General features: G+C 36.2%; 14 protein-coding genes. 4 read left to right on the plus strand and 10 right to left on the minus strand.

Features of this window, described 5'->3' with window-relative positions:
• The first annotated feature begins 27 nt into the window (after positions 1 to 27).
• Positions 28 to 264 (plus strand): ABC transporter, encoded by a 237-nt coding sequence (locus tag QFZ28_RS17305; protein ID WP_307195792.1) that lies wholly within the window; start codon positions 28 to 30, stop codon positions 262 to 264.
• 334 nt (positions 265 to 598) lie between these two features.
• Positions 599 to 1,066, plus strand: a complete 468-nt coding sequence (locus QFZ28_RS17310; protein ID WP_307195793.1) for a GreA/GreB family elongation factor — start codon at positions 599 to 601, stop codon at positions 1,064 to 1,066.
• Positions 1,067 to 1,114: 48 nt separating this feature from the next.
• Here the strand turns inward: QFZ28_RS17310 and QFZ28_RS17315 are convergent, their stop codons facing one another.
• From QFZ28_RS17315 to QFZ28_RS17330, 4 genes are all read right to left on the minus strand, one after another.
• Complete coding sequence (locus QFZ28_RS17315; protein ID WP_307195794.1) at positions 1,115 to 1,906, minus strand: DUF2935 domain-containing protein; 792 nt, start codon at positions 1,904 to 1,906, stop codon at positions 1,115 to 1,117.
• 159 nt (positions 1,907 to 2,065) lie between these two features.
• Positions 2,066 to 4,189 (minus strand): glycoside hydrolase family 3 protein, encoded by a 2,124-nt coding sequence (locus QFZ28_RS17320; RefSeq protein ID WP_307195795.1) that lies wholly within the window; start codon positions 4,187 to 4,189, stop codon positions 2,066 to 2,068.
• Between the two features lie 178 nt (positions 4,190 to 4,367).
• Positions 4,368 to 5,594 (minus strand): helix-turn-helix domain-containing protein, encoded by a 1,227-nt coding sequence (locus QFZ28_RS17325; protein ID WP_307195796.1) that lies wholly within the window; start codon positions 5,592 to 5,594, stop codon positions 4,368 to 4,370.
• A 125-nt stretch (positions 5,595 to 5,719) separates the two neighbouring features.
• Positions 5,720 to 6,880 (minus strand): DUF4317 domain-containing protein, encoded by a 1,161-nt coding sequence (locus tag QFZ28_RS17330; protein ID WP_307195797.1) that lies wholly within the window; start codon positions 6,878 to 6,880, stop codon positions 5,720 to 5,722.
• A 234-nt stretch (positions 6,881 to 7,114) separates the two neighbouring features.
• Between QFZ28_RS17330 and QFZ28_RS17335 the strand changes: the two genes are divergently transcribed.
• Entirely contained in the window at positions 7,115 to 7,567 is a 453-nt protein-coding gene (locus QFZ28_RS17335; RefSeq protein WP_307195798.1) for a CBS domain-containing protein, read from the plus strand.
• Positions 7,568 to 7,635: 68 nt separating this feature from the next.
• Here the strand turns inward: QFZ28_RS17335 and QFZ28_RS17340 are convergent, their stop codons facing one another.
• Positions 7,636 to 9,090: a DHA2 family efflux MFS transporter permease subunit gene (locus tag QFZ28_RS17340; protein ID WP_307195799.1), complete on the minus strand. Its 1,455-nt coding sequence runs from the start codon at positions 9,088 to 9,090 to the stop codon at positions 7,636 to 7,638.
• A 300-nt stretch (positions 9,091 to 9,390) separates the two neighbouring features.
• On the opposite strand from QFZ28_RS17340, the gene QFZ28_RS17345 reads away from it, so the two are divergent.
• Complete coding sequence (locus tag QFZ28_RS17345; protein ID WP_307195800.1) at positions 9,391 to 9,894, plus strand: CarD family transcriptional regulator; 504 nt, start codon at positions 9,391 to 9,393, stop codon at positions 9,892 to 9,894.
• A gap of 69 nt (positions 9,895 to 9,963) precedes the next feature.
• Here QFZ28_RS17345 and QFZ28_RS17350 read toward each other — a convergent pair whose 3' ends face one another.
• The 5 genes from QFZ28_RS17350 to QFZ28_RS17370 all read right to left on the minus strand — a co-directional run bounded on the left by QFZ28_RS17350 (position 9,964) and on the right by QFZ28_RS17370 (position 14,055).
• Positions 9,964 to 10,419: a MarR family winged helix-turn-helix transcriptional regulator gene (locus tag QFZ28_RS17350; protein ID WP_307195801.1), complete on the minus strand. Its 456-nt coding sequence runs from the start codon at positions 10,417 to 10,419 to the stop codon at positions 9,964 to 9,966.
• A gap of 232 nt (positions 10,420 to 10,651) precedes the next feature.
• Entirely contained in the window at positions 10,652 to 11,788 is a 1,137-nt protein-coding gene (locus tag QFZ28_RS17355; protein WP_307195802.1) for an MBL fold metallo-hydrolase, read from the minus strand.
• 153 nt (positions 11,789 to 11,941) lie between these two features.
• The gene (locus tag QFZ28_RS17360) at positions 11,942 to 12,319 is read right to left on the minus strand and encodes a VOC family protein (RefSeq protein WP_307195803.1); all 378 of its coding nucleotides are present in this window, start codon (positions 12,317 to 12,319) and stop codon (positions 11,942 to 11,944) included.
• 92 nt (positions 12,320 to 12,411) lie between these two features.
• Positions 12,412 to 13,518 (minus strand): D-TA family PLP-dependent enzyme, encoded by a 1,107-nt coding sequence (locus tag QFZ28_RS17365; protein WP_307195804.1) that lies wholly within the window; start codon positions 13,516 to 13,518, stop codon positions 12,412 to 12,414.
• Between the two features lie 3 nt (positions 13,519 to 13,521).
• Positions 13,522 to 14,055, minus strand: coding sequence for a GNAT family N-acetyltransferase (locus tag QFZ28_RS17370; RefSeq protein ID WP_307195805.1), 534 nt, complete (start codon positions 14,053 to 14,055; stop codon positions 13,522 to 13,524).
• Between the last annotated feature and the right edge of the window lie 31 nt (positions 14,056 to 14,086).

Here is a 14,086-nt window from a genome sequence, read left to right on the forward strand (position 1 = left end):
AACTTCCATAGTGAGGGGGTGAATTACATGAGTAATGGTCATTCTTCCTGTGGGATTTTGGGACTTTTCCTTGGATTTTTAACAGGTGTTTTTTGGTTGCTGCTTGTTACTTTAAATATTATTACTGATTTGCTTGCGCTCCTGACTTTAGGCACCCTTGCCCCTATTTTAAACATCCTAATTGGATTAATCGGCTTCCTAGTTGTTATAATTTTTGGTTTACTCATTTTCAAAAAAGTATGGCGCTGGTACTTTAAAAAGTGAAGTACGCACCACTTTTAATAAACCAAACTTTGTTCTTCAAACAGTCTCTTTAAAGGGGCTGTTTTTTGTTTTACACCTTCCTTAACACTTTGCAACAATAATAGCTATTCATGCCATTTCTGTGGATATATGGTAGAATAGAACTAATATCTTCCAACAGGTAAAGAGGTTTCGTCCTCTTTATTGTACAGGAATACGGATAACGCCACTTTTTAATGTGAGTTATCTTATTTTCTGTAAGGAAGGTTTATTTTTTATATTTAGGAGGAGTTATAAATGAAACATTCAATGAAGTTTTGCAAACAGTTCAATCCAAGTTTGGGGGTTATCTACTATGAACCATAGTCTACACCTCACTAAGGATTACTACGTTCAACAGTTAAATTATATTGACGAAAACATTAAGGAATTAACCAATCTCTATTTTTCTTCCACCCCTGTACAAGAACGATTAAAACACTTTTTTAATCTATATGTATTAGAAGTTGAGGACTTATTAAAAAGAAATAAAAAACATGACATGATTTCATTTTTCCCAAAAGTGTATATCGGTACAAAGGTTACCGTATTATACGATGAGGAAGATGAAACAGAGGATTATGTTATTTGTTACCCAGAACAATCAGATCCGGATTTGGGCTATATCTCCTTTTTATCTCCCGTAGGCAGGCAGCTTCTTTTTAAAAGTCTTGGTGATAAGGTATCCATAAAAATTCCAACCGGAGAACTTTTGGTAACGATTAAAGAAATTTCATTTGTCGGCCAACTTTTAAATGATGAGATCAAGACAAAAGAGGCTTAAGAAATGAGAACAAACCTTCCACCAAACTAGTGGAAGGTTTTAGTTTATTTAAGTTCTACTGAGACTAGCCTCAAACATTTCTATGATTTCGATGAATCTTGAAGCTTCCCTAAATGTATGGTCGGCTAAGAGAGGATGAATAATGCTCTTAATCCGACATTCTTCTATTAAGTCTCTTGCCGTTTTCTTAAAATCCCTCAATGAAGCAACGGATACTTTATTTTGGTTTAAAAACTGGCCGAGTAATGGTTTGGTTTCGGATTGTGGTCGCATATAGTCTAAGTCAACTGCCTGAAACAATAATTGGTCAAAATCATGACTAAACTCTCTCGCCTGGTCCACTAATTTTCTTTCCGAAGGGTCTAATAGATGCCCGATGAACTTAGCATGGTCAGCCATAATTTTTAGAAAAAAAACATTTTCTTCTATTACTGCATCTGGTGTTGGGGCTAATTTTCCTTCATTTAGTTCTTTTAACCGATTGGCAAAATAGGCCGCTTCTCTGCTAACATGGTCAATTAATAAAGGGAAATTGTTATGCCTAATTTGACACCGAAGTGTTAAATCTAATATCTTCCTTTTATACCCATAAATAGCTGCTGCTGCTTGATATACCTCGGTATTAAAAGCTTGAACCTGACGTAAATCCGAATTTACCGTAAATCTTGATAACTTTTCCTCAATTCTCTCAAATAAAGAAATGAAACCATTTGCTTCATCAATAAGCTGTTTTTGCTCATAAGTGAAGCCAAGACTTAAAAATAAGGCATGTTCCTTCATAATCCTAGACCAAAATTTAATTTCGTCCAATGATCTAGCAACAATCTGATTCGTTGCCATGTTGTCCCTCCTTTCATATCCACTCCTTCCCATGTATATGATATGAATGTCAGTCCCTATTACCTAGTTCTCCTTAAGTAAGATTAATAAAGGATTTAACATCATTAAGGTAATAAAAAAAGCTAAGGCAATTCACCTTAGCTGTAATAAATCATTTTATTAATATGTTAGTCCATGACCAAGTTTATAGACATTTCCATCACTATCTTTATAAGCATAAGAAAGTCCTTCAGGCATATATTTGTCCTTGTCATAACCTGGTACATCATTTGGTGATACACAATCACCATTTTCATCGACAGCAATTACCTCTTCACTCGCTGGCAATGTAATTGGTAATACACCAACTGTTTGGAACTGACCAGCAATCACTTCAAATTGTGGTTTAAAGAAGGTATCGTAACCAGCAACCAATGCATCTGCTAAAGGTTCAACATTTCCAAGAATCCATGGCAATGTGACATTCACACTAACAACAACTTTCCCACCACGATTACGGATGGTATTACTCACTTCTTTTAGGTGTTCAATTTTACTTAAAGTGGTTTCTTGGTACTCACTACCATCTAAAGCTTTTATCGTTTTATTCTCGCATAATTCAAGTTCTAAAAGTCCAGGTGTCGCATTGAAATAGGATCCGGATTTTGGCTGCAAGAACAAAATAGCTACATCTGCTTCCTCATGGTTCTCTGTTAAAGTGAAGGTTCCAAGTTCTTTACATTCTTTTCTAGCTTGTTCGGTATAAGTAGTTGCAAGTTTTTCATCCTTATGGAAAACTTCAACATAAACTTTCTTATTTGCAAGCTTTTCAGCACTTAATGGTAATGTCGCATTTGAATTTTTAAGAACGGTTACCGATTTCTTGTGTGCTTCATACGCCGCTTCCCAGTGTGATGGGGTACTAACAACCTTAGTCGCATTTTCAGGTGAAACATACGTACGATCATCAAATATTCCTAATGTAAACATTTCAGTAAGAAGTCGTACATTTGCTTCATTAATACGTTTTTCACTAATCCAACCTTTTTCGATTGCCATTTTCAGGTTTTCAATATCATTGGTATCAGCAACAAGATCAGTCCCGGCATTGATTGCTTTAGCAAAACGTTCTGCTTCACTCTTATCTTCAACGCCCCAGCTCATTTTATTTGTGATGCCGCTATCACTATTGATATAACCTTTAAACCCTAATCCTTCTCGAAGGATACGTTGTAAGAAATAATGATTAAACGTAAAGCCGACCTCTTCGAATGGAATGTCTTCACCCTCGAATTCTTGTACGACACTCTTACTTATACTTGGTATAGAATAATATGGCATAATCGAGGAAGTTCCGTGTTCAACCGCTGCTCTAAATGGCGGTAAGTGATATTTTTCTAAACTTCCTGGGGTTGGATAAAGATTCCATTTTCCTTCTGCATAATGAGGATCAAATCCATTTTCCCTTGCACCACCGCCTGGGAAATGCTTTGTTGTCATAGCAATACTGTCTTTCCCTAACTCTTTTCCTTGGAATCCGTCTATGATACGGCCAATTGCGTCTGAAATAAATTCCGGATCTTCCCCAAATGTACCATAGGTACGCTGCCATCTAGGATCTGTAGCGGTATCAGCCATATACATATAACCTTTTCTGATTCCGGTAGCTTCCCACTCATCGTGTGCAATTTTAGCAAATTCGCTGATAAGTGACGCGTCACCGCCATTTTTGATATCACCTTTCGCTGCAGCAGCAAGCCCTAAAGTCCCTGGCCAGGTTGAAAAAATCCCAACTGCATCGTTCATACCAAAGATAGATTCACCATTTTCATTTCGTGAATTGGATGTGATTAAACAAGGAATGCCAAGACGAGTTCCCTCAGCTACTTCATTCATCTTATTGATCCACTCTGCCATTTCAGCAGGACTGTGGTTGTCTCTATGTATGAAGTGACGTAAATGCATATTTTCAATCGTATGCGTAGTTCCATATATTTTGGAAACCGCAAAAATGTTTTCACCTTTTTCAACGATTGCTTCATCAAGTACTCCATCATGACTTGTCTTACTCTTATCTTCTTGGGATAAACCCATCTTACGTGTATTAATCAGCATCATGCCGACCTTTTCATCGATATTCATCAATGAAACTAGATTCTCTGCACGTTCTTTAGGACTTAAACGCCAATCTTTGTAAGGTTCTAGTTTCCCGCTATTATTTAAATCTTTAAATTTTAACCCATCGACCTCAATAATGTTTTTAACTCTGACTTCTAATTTCGGTTGTTTATGATTACTTTCCAATTTATTGCCTCCTAAAAACATGTGTAAATCCCCTACTGTTAATATTAGCAATTTGATGAGGCTTTCACACCCAATATTGTTGTCTTTTATACAAAATTGCAACAATGGTTGAAAAAATTTTTTCATATAAAAAGTCAATGATCTTATTTCTAAAAAAATGAAAAGAGGCAATGCCTTATTATGCATGTGCCTCTTTTTCCACTTGTTTGCTGCGTTTATACTCCGTAGCTGTCATTCCTGTTATTTCTTTAAATACTTTACAAAAATAATTATAACTGGTAAAACCCACCTCTAAACCAATTTCTGTTATCGATAACCGACCAAGATTAATTAGAAACTTTGCTTCATCAATACGCTTTCTTTGTATATAATCAATCACCGAAAGATTCATTTCTGTTTTAAATTTTTTCGCGAGATATGTACGATTAAATCCTATTTCATCTGCAACGGATTGCAAATTAATTGATTCATTAAAATGCAGGTTTATAAACATTAACGCTTTCTTTACAACCGGACTATACCCTTTGATAGCGAAATTTTTTACACCTTCACAATATTCATCTATCATACTAACGTCAATCGTATTTAATTCAGACATTGTCACCGCTGCTTCAATCATAAGTGCAAATTTTTCCGAAATGGCATGTAAATATTGTGGTTCAACCCCGCCTCTTCCAGCCGCGATTCTATACATAGTATTACCTGAAAAAGTAATATTTTTTCTCGCCCGTAACGGATTCCCAGGCACTCGATATAAAAAATCACCAGTATGATGATCAAGCATGGCTTTCATTGCATTTTCTTTATCACCGATTTCAATGTAGTGCAATAATTTCTCTTCTGCCTCATACCTTTGTTTTATTACAATTCCACTTTGATCATAGTCCTCAGGCTCGACATCAAGACGATATTGCTCACCACTGTTATAAGAGGCAATGATTTGAGCTTTAACAAGTGGATGAATAACGATATTTACTACCAAATCGCCGATAGCTAAAAAGGATTTTGCTAATAATGGTAATGATTTATAATAGGTTTCTAAAGGCCTCACCCAATTATTCTCAAGATTGTTGTCCATTATAACGTTCCAAATCATCTGGTCAGTGACCCGTTCATTCAGGAATGGTCCAACAACCACCATTCCGTTATAGCGTTCATCCTTGTGTATAGGTACTGCCAAATAAGAAAGTTGAAAAGGATCGGTTTGATAACAAAAACTATCTTTATTTGCGTGTCTTAGTTCTTTTTGCATGTCTACTAACATTTTCTTGCGGGCTTCAATTACCATCAAGGGTTCATTATCATCGGCAATATGTATGATGGTCTTCAATTCATCATCTACTGCTTGTACACCTATATCAAACGCTTTAGTAATTTGCCAACATTTGCTTATCAGCTCTTCCATCTTAATCACCTAAACAAATGATATCAAATCAGCAACTCAGCTAACAAGTGGAACCTTATTAAACAAAAAAAGTTGGTTCCTACCACTAGTAGAAAACCAACTTCAAGTATCCCGTGCAATACTCCTTAGACTATTTCAGATTCTAATGTGAATCCTTCCACCACTACATCATCATCAATTTCCAACATTAAACAACGTTTTCCTTGAAACATAATATATTTTACATGTTTCAGGTCTTTTGGGCTAAGTGATAAATTTGCAACCTTTGTTTCAATTTTTATAGTTTTAGGAAGTAAACTGCTCGCTTTAAGTTCATGTTTTTCATCATCCAAGATAGCTTTGAAAGCATGTTCCACTTTAGCAGTATTTACATTTTCAACCCCGCTGACCGTTAATATGCGTTCGATATCCCGAGAATCCAACATCGGAGCTTCACTTTCTTCATTTTCTTTGCTCTCCTGGACCACCCTGTCAATTTCCTCATAAACATTCGATATGATCTGCGACTCTACTTTGTCACCGATTACTTTATTGAGGATGATTTCAAAGCTGTCCTTTTCTTCTAATGCAGTAATAATTTCCTCGCAATTAAGTACTTCTTCCATAAAAGTCTCATCTGGTTGATTCGCTTTACCTGCACAATAAAGAATATGGTTCACATCGGCAGCATTGTCATTGAAAGCAGGAAACAAAAATCCTGACATCGGAGAAGCTAAATTAATGATTGGATCAAAGGCATTATTAGATCTAAATTCTCTTTCCACATAATCGAACACTAAGGCTCTTTTCGGCTGATCCGTTTTATTAAGGCTGCAGAGGATAAATTCATTTGAATAAACTTCATCATCCCCGCCTTCTTCAGATTCTTGATCTCGTTTCTTTGTTGCTTTTCTATACTCACCGCGTATGAACGTCACCACTGTATCAAATTCATACACCGTATGAGCGAACATCTTACCGACGATTTGGTGCATGCTGTCAATCCAATCATCGGTGGTTGCTGCCTGTAATCCGTCGAAGAGGATGATTTGGGTGCTGTCTTCCACATCCCGTTTAAATTTCAATTCAAATAGTTTTGCATCGAGTTGTCCCGTTAAAACCTTTTTGAAATTCATTAAAAATAATTCTTGTGACTCTTGGTCTAACATTTCGAAGGGTGAAATGACGGAATGATAGATTTCACCTGATTCTTTCTGAACATACACATTTAAAATCTCTCGAATTTGCATGAGATTGTTGTTTAACTTAAATTGCTTTCGGATATTTGCGATATCTTTTGCATTCATATTCTCAACTCCCATCCCTGATTATACTGTTCAAAAAGAAAAATAGTAATACTTGACAATTGTACACTTTATATCATTCTCTCGAAGTAACTATTCTGCTTTAGCTGATTAAAGATTATTAGCCTTATACGCCAAATTGACACAATTTTTTATTTAAGGATATCTATTTATTTGTGCTAAGATAGTAGTAACAAAAGAATGTATACGATTGCAACATGAAAAGAGGGACCTATAATGCAGGTAAGAGATTGCATGATTACAAAAGTTTTTACTGTAAAACCTTCAAATACTGTCAAGGAATTGTTGCATATTCTCAATTCAAATCGAATTGGCGGTGTACCCGTTGTTGATGATAAAAATCATTTGGTAGGTATGGTATCCGATGGCGACGTATTACGCTACCTTGCTCCAAAACCGCTTGGCATTGCTGGTCTAGTATACATAATAGAGGATGAAGAACTCGAGGAAATCATTCATTTAAAATTAGATACACCCGTTAAAGATATTATGACTAAAAGGAATATTCTCTACGTTTCACCTGATGAAGAGTTTGATAAGACAATCAGTTTACTATCCAGACATCATTTAAAAAAACTTCCTGTTGTGAATAGAGCTGGTCGTGTCATAGGTGTTCTTAGCAGAGGAGATATTATCAATAATATTTCAAAAAAAATTATTTCCTCATAAAAAAACCATTCGTAAAACTTTTACGAATGGTTTCTCTATTTATATTTAATAGATATCTACCTGTAGAATTATTGGCGTACAGGTTCTGTTGATTTGACTACAGCTGGAGTTTTTTCCGTTACTTCGCTTGGTTTTTTCACAAAGAAAGAACCTATTAAACCTACTACTGATATCCCTGTAGTAAAGTAAAATGCATATTTAATTCCAGCAGCTAATATTTCAGGCTGGGAGGCATTTGGAAAATCCGTGACATAACTGCTTTGGCCACTTGTAAATACCGTAATCGCGATCGCTGTACCAGCTGCCCCTGCTACTTGATTCAATGTATTCATAGCTGCTGAACCATCGGCATATAACTCGCGTGGTAATTGATTCATTGCATTTGTTTGGGCTGGCATCATTACCAACGTTAATCCAAAGAATAAAATCATAAACGCTACAACGACTTGCCATGCAGGTGTTTCGCTTGAAATTGTGGCTACAAAAACGATATTTCCAATCAATACAAGGATAAAGCCAACAATGGTGAAACGACGTGCTCCGACTTTATCAAAAAGCGCTCCTACAATCGGTGACAGAACAAAATTGACGGCATTACCAGGAAGTAATATTAAACCAGCCATTGCAGCACTAAGTAATAAAGCGCCTTTTAAATACATTGGTAATAAAATACCTGTTGATAAAATGATTAATATACCAAGAAACATCGTTAATGTTCCTAATGTGAACATTGGATATTTAAAGACACGTAAATTAACCATAGGTTGAGCCATATTATTTTGACGAATACCAAATAAAATAAGTGCAATAATCCCCACAAGTAATGGTGCCCACACTTTTGGCGATGTAATAGCTACTTCAGCCATCGTACTTAATGCAAAAATTAATCCTCCAAAACCGATGGTTGATAATAGAATGGAAGAAAGATCAATTTTAGGTTTCGAAATTTCCGAAACATTGGCAATTTTAGCCACAGCAACCAGAATCAATAACACATAGGCGATGGCGCTGAACCAGAAAATGTAAGGCCAGCTTAAGGTACTAATAATGACCCCTGAAAGTGTTGGTCCTAAGGCTGGAGCTAAAGTAATAACAAGACCCATAAGTCCCATTACCACTCCACGTTTCTGAATAGGGAAAATAAGAAGCATTACACTTAACATGACCGGTAATAAAAGACCTGTTCCAATCGCTTGAACAACACGCCCAAGCATTAAAATAGTAAAATTGAAATTTAACGCTGCTAATATTGCTCCAAATAGCGATATAATCAGTCCCCCAATCACTAATTGTCTTGTCGTAAACCATTTCATTAATAATGCCGAGACTGGCACTAAAATCGCTAATACTAATAAATATCCCGTTGTCAGCCACTGCGCAGTCGCAGCTGTAACTGAAAATTGTTCCATAATGTTTGATAATGCCATATTTAATGCTGTTTCCCCGAAGAGTCCAAGAAACGCTCCTAACATTAAGATAAATGCCATTGTTTTAGGACTCTTAACCTGAATTTGTGTACTCATAAAAATCTCCTTTTTAATAAATTTGTTTCGTCTTTGGAAATACAAGAGAAATAGAATTAGCAGCTCACTTAGTATTGATTTGATTTTCAAATTACATTTACCCCTACTTTTTATTCCTTTAGCTGTAATGATTTATCGTGATTTCCATTATCAGCGATTATCCGATACCCGTTGTACACCCCCACTTACGAACGAACATTTTAACTATATCAAGATTTTTTTCTTAATGTCAACCTGGTTGACAAAATATTTTTTTCGCGTTATTATCAACTTAGTTGACGAAAAATCAGGAGTGAATACATGTATAATATTGGAGATTTGGTTATTTATTCTGCACATGGCATTTGTGAAATTGATGATATTTGCGATAAAACCGTTTCGGGTATTACAAGAAGCTATTATGTATTACATCCAATGGATAATAAACATCATTTAACCATAAGTATTCCTGTTGATAATGAATTAGTAGCCATCCTCGATCTGATTCAAAAAGAGGAAGCCCAGGAAATACTAGAATCCTTTAAATATCCAGGAGTAGAATGGAATGAAAAACCAAACCTGCGTCTCCATTTGTATTCCGATCTTTTAAATACAGGAGAAAGAAAAGAGATTGCTAAAGTAATCAACACACTTATGAGAAAAAAAATTGAAGCGGAGCTTCGTGGAAAAAAACAAAATGAACAGGACCGCAAACTTTTAACCAATCCACAAAATATATTATTTAAAGAATTAGCCTTATCATTGAACACCACTTATGAGGTTATAAATGAAATGGTCATTAAGTTGATAAAGGAAAACTCCTAGAAATTTCATTCCCTTCACCATAAAAAAACCCCTGCTTCGATCATAAGAAGCGGGGGTTTTAGATATGTATTATTTGATGTCCCAATCTAACTTTAATAAATCCTTAAGAAGTTTTACTTGCTCAAAACCTATTTTTTCGGCAATTTTATTCTCAAGTTGGGCTTTAAGAGATTCGTTTTTTTCGTAGCATTCTTCACCTAATGCGGTTAACTGAATACACTTTTCCTTCTTGTTGTTTTCAACATTATTGATTTCGACTAATCCCTTTTCGGCAAGTTTATTGATAAACTTATGTATTGCTTGGCGAGAAATTTCTACATTTTTTGTGATATACGAAATGGTTGGCTTCTTTTTATAAATTCTAGCCATGATATACCATTCAGAATTAGAAATATGAATCTCACTTTGATTGTTCCATGCTTTCTCCGAGATTCTTCTGACCAAAGTATGACGTTCGCTCAATAGGTCAATCAGATCTAAATTTTGTAATTCAGAAGTCGGGATCAACTGATTCACTCCAATCATAATTTACATCCCCTACTATACAAAATCCCATATTAGAAGTCAATTTGGTTGACATTAAACACCTTAATATAGACGCATGTTCATGAAAAAATAAGAGTATTTCCTTAGCTAGAAATGCTCCTATGTCTTCCATCATTTTATTATTATCTTGATAACGTCTTTTTACTGCAATTGGGATGAAACTGATTTCTTAAACGGTAATCATTCAAATCGAATGATTACCGTCCTCCATTTATTGTGGAGTGGCTGATTCTATTTTATGAGAGCTACTTGTGCTAAGGGCTTTCCACCAGGAATTAGATACTGGGAATCTTCCATTTAACATAACAGTTTCCCCAATTTTTGGCGTGATTAAATTTACCTCTTTCGTATTGGCAGTACGTATCGCTCTTTCCACTGGATCTGTCCAGCTATGATAAGCTAATGTAAAAGCTCCCCAGTGAATCAGCATCATGTTTTTACCTCTTACATCAATATGAGCCTGAACAGATTCTTCTGGCTGCATATGAATCGCCGACCACCGGTTATCATATTGGCCGCCTTCCATTAACGTGAGGTCAAAAGGACCATATTTTTCACCGATTTGCTTAAAATGCGGTCCATATCCGCCATCTCCACTCGTATAAATTCTCTGATTTTCAAAAAGAATGACCCAGCCGTTCCATAAGGTACTATTTCGATTGAACAATCCTCTGCCGGAAAAATGCTGTGACGGAACAGAAACGATTGTTAATCCATCCCGCTGTTTCTCATCCCACCAATTACATTCTGTTATTCGTTCTTCTTTTACGCCCCACTTGATTAAATGAGCTGCTACACCAAGTGGGACAAAAAAGTGCCCGACTTTATCTTTTAACTTGATGATGGATGGATAGTCCAAATGATCATAATGATCATGTGTGATTAACACGACATCGATTTGTGGTAATTTCTCAATCACATATAATAAATCCTCACTGTACCGCTTGCTTCCAACAAACGAGACAGGTGATGGAGAAGGTCCAAACATTGGATCAATCAGGATTTTCTTTTTGTTTAATGTGAGCAGCATCGTTGAATGACCAAACCACGTTAGACTATCTTCAGTACTGTTAAGCTTGTTCCAATCGATAGAAATCGGTATAGGGTTAGTGGGACTACGGTCCTTTTTCCCTGTTACGGAATCTCTCATTAAAGAGAGAATCGTAGATACACCTATCTTCATTTCCGTTGGGTTTTGATTGATAAATGCACTATTTTTATAATGGTCGAAATTACGATATCGCTCACGTTCCTGCTTACTTGGGCTTCCCCCAAACGTCTGGTGTATGGTAATAATAAGTATAATTCCAATTCCTAGAACACCCAAAATGATAAGTAGATATATCATAATGATTTTTGGTCCCCCTTTAAATACGCTAACCTCTTAAAAAACGATACTTCCTTCCTATCATATCTAACTAGGTTATATCTATCAAATTTGTCGATAGTTAGTGTTAAAAAATAAAAACACCGCCAAATTTTTCTGGCGATGTTTAGGATTTTACTTTATTTCTGTGACTGCAAAATAATTTTCTTCATTATCTGCAAAGTTAAACACTCTTCCGCCAGGAATATTTACGATTTCTCCGACGGTTATGTTTTTATCATTGAAGTCCTTGTATAGTTGATCTAGATCTTTTGTAAAAAACATCAGTGACGGGGTTCCAAAATTAAGTTCTGGTGAGAACTTAGCAACCACTTCCTTGTTATGTAGGACGATACTTGTTTGAGCGTCCTTCGATGGTGCAATAACAAACCATTTCATGGCACCGTTATCATTTTCAGAAAGTACAGTAAACCCCGCTTTCTCTGTCCAAAACTTTACGGACTCCTCCTGGTTATTCACATAAAGCATAATTTGTCCTACTATATTAATCATTGTTCTCTCCCTTTATACTATTCATATATTAACTACTTTACATTTTAATCAATTTTTCACTATATATTCATGGCTTTTGTCACCAAAGAAAATTATTTAACCATTCCTCTAGCATCGACTTTCCAAACGTCGATTACCCGTCCATTTTCATGAACCACATACTCTTCAAACTGATTTACGACCGTACAGGCATGGTTTGGAATGATTTGTACTCTATCATTTAACTTAATATGCGTTTCTTGTACGAAAACTCCAACTCCGTGCTCTTCAGATAAACGTTCGATGATTACCTCAGGGTGCCCGATGATCTGGCCGAACCCGCTAACCGTCTGGTTACCGTGTGCACCTTTGTCTAAACATAAAGACTTACTGCCTGTATCTAAAATAATTCTATTTTTGTAGACTCCGACAACCGAGGCTAGTAGCGTTACGGCACAATTTTCTATGTCCGTTACACCAAGACCTGCTTGAATTCCATCGAAAAACACCGCATTACCTGGCCTGATTTCTGTTACGCCGGGTACTTTTCCAGCAAACTTGAAAGTTGGTGTAGAACCAACACTTCGAACTGAAATCGGAATGCCAGCTTGTTCACATTCCGCTGCACTTTCTGCTACTGCCAAACCTTCCTGCAGTCCTATGGCTTCAATTTCTTCATAGTTTTTTGCACCAAACGAATGTCCAGCATGTGTAAAAATACCACCGAGTTTAAGCTTGGAATGAGTCATAATGGTCTTTGCTAAACGAACAGCTTCCTCCCCAGGTTCCACTCCACATCGATTGAGTCCAGAATTTACTTTTATCCATACTTCTAGAGTAAATGGTGTATGTTCTAGTCCTCTTTGCAGATAATCTAAGGATTCAGGATTGTCTACGGATACTTTCAGTCGAATCCCTTTTTGTAATAGCTTTATTAATCTATTAATTTTGTCTGGATTTGAAATAGGATAGGCAATTAATATATCTTTAATTCCTCCGTCCGCCATTACTTCTGCTTCACTAATTTTAGCCGTTGTTACTCCCACTGCTCCTGCTTCTACTTGCATTTTGGCTATTTTCACAGATTTATGTGTTTTAATATGAGGGCGATAAGATAAACCTTGTTGATTTGCAAAGTTAGCTATATCACTTATATTCTTTAACAGCTTTTGATAGTCCAGCAGCAAGGTTGGAGTGTCTAATGTTTGTATGTTGGTCATGATTCATTCATCCTTTAGTAAATACTTTTCCATTCGGATATCAAACCACATTTTATCCGCCCAGTAAGTGAAATTTTCAATTCGGCCAATCTCTTTGTATCCTAACTTTTCATATAGCTTTCTAGCATGTGTGTTAAATTCAAATACACCCAATTCTACACGAATTAATCCAGCCTTCTTAATTTCTTCCTCTAAAAATTGAATCGCCTGGTATCCAATCCCTTTCCCTCTGCCTGCAGGCTCTCCAATGGTAATGCCAATCCAAGCAGTTCCCTCTTCTTTCTTGTAAAGGTGATCGGGGTCAACCATATAGTTCATTTCACCGACCAACTGGTCATCAAGATAAATCAGATAAGTGTGATGGTGTTCTAGTCTTTGTTTCAAATCATCAAGTGTCATCGTGTCATGTCGTTCCAATGCTGCTTGGTTAAGGTTGGGGCGGGTTAACGGGATTAAATCAGGATTGTTTTCCCAACGGTTAAATACGTCAACCAGCCACTGGGTTGGTTCTGTTAATTTGGAGAAATTAATCCTCATGATGGTCTCCTCTTCTGGTATTCAGTATAAA

This window comes from Neobacillus niacini, from assembly GCF_030817695.1.
In the GTDB taxonomy this organism is placed as follows: domain Bacteria; phylum Bacillota; class Bacilli; order Bacillales; family Cytobacillaceae; genus Neobacillus; species Neobacillus niacini_F.

Coding starts and splice junctions, on each gene's coding strand:
- QFZ28_RS17330 (WP_307195797.1), bottom strand. CDS start 6,880: ATGAATGCAAAAGATATCGCAAATATCCGAAAGCAATTTAAGTTAAAC.
- QFZ28_RS17345 (WP_307195800.1), top strand. CDS start 9,391: ATGTATAATATTGGAGATTTGGTTATTTATTCTGCACATGGCATTTGT.
- QFZ28_RS17325 (WP_307195796.1), bottom strand. CDS start 5,594: ATGGAAGAGCTGATAAGCAAATGTTGGCAAATTACTAAAGCGTTTGAT.
- QFZ28_RS17355 (WP_307195802.1), bottom strand. CDS start 11,788: ATGATATATCTACTTATCATTTTGGGTGTTCTAGGAATTGGAATTATA.
- QFZ28_RS17365 (WP_307195804.1), bottom strand. CDS start 13,518: ATGACCAACATACAAACATTAGACACTCCAACCTTGCTGCTGGACTAT.
- QFZ28_RS17335 (WP_307195798.1), top strand. CDS start 7,115: ATGCAGGTAAGAGATTGCATGATTACAAAAGTTTTTACTGTAAAACCT.
- QFZ28_RS17370 (WP_307195805.1), bottom strand. CDS start 14,055: ATGAGGATTAATTTCTCCAAATTAACAGAACCAACCCAGTGGCTGGTT.
- QFZ28_RS17305 (WP_307195792.1), top strand. CDS start 28: ATGAGTAATGGTCATTCTTCCTGTGGGATTTTGGGACTTTTCCTTGGA.
- QFZ28_RS17350 (WP_307195801.1), bottom strand. CDS start 10,419: ATGATTGGAGTGAATCAGTTGATCCCGACTTCTGAATTACAAAATTTA.
- QFZ28_RS17360 (WP_307195803.1), bottom strand. CDS start 12,319: ATGATTAATATAGTAGGACAAATTATGCTTTATGTGAATAACCAGGAG.
- QFZ28_RS17315 (WP_307195794.1), bottom strand. CDS start 1,906: ATGGCAACGAATCAGATTGTTGCTAGATCATTGGACGAAATTAAATTT.
- QFZ28_RS17340 (WP_307195799.1), bottom strand. CDS start 9,090: ATGAGTACACAAATTCAGGTTAAGAGTCCTAAAACAATGGCATTTATC.
- QFZ28_RS17310 (WP_307195793.1), top strand. CDS start 599: ATGAACCATAGTCTACACCTCACTAAGGATTACTACGTTCAACAGTTA.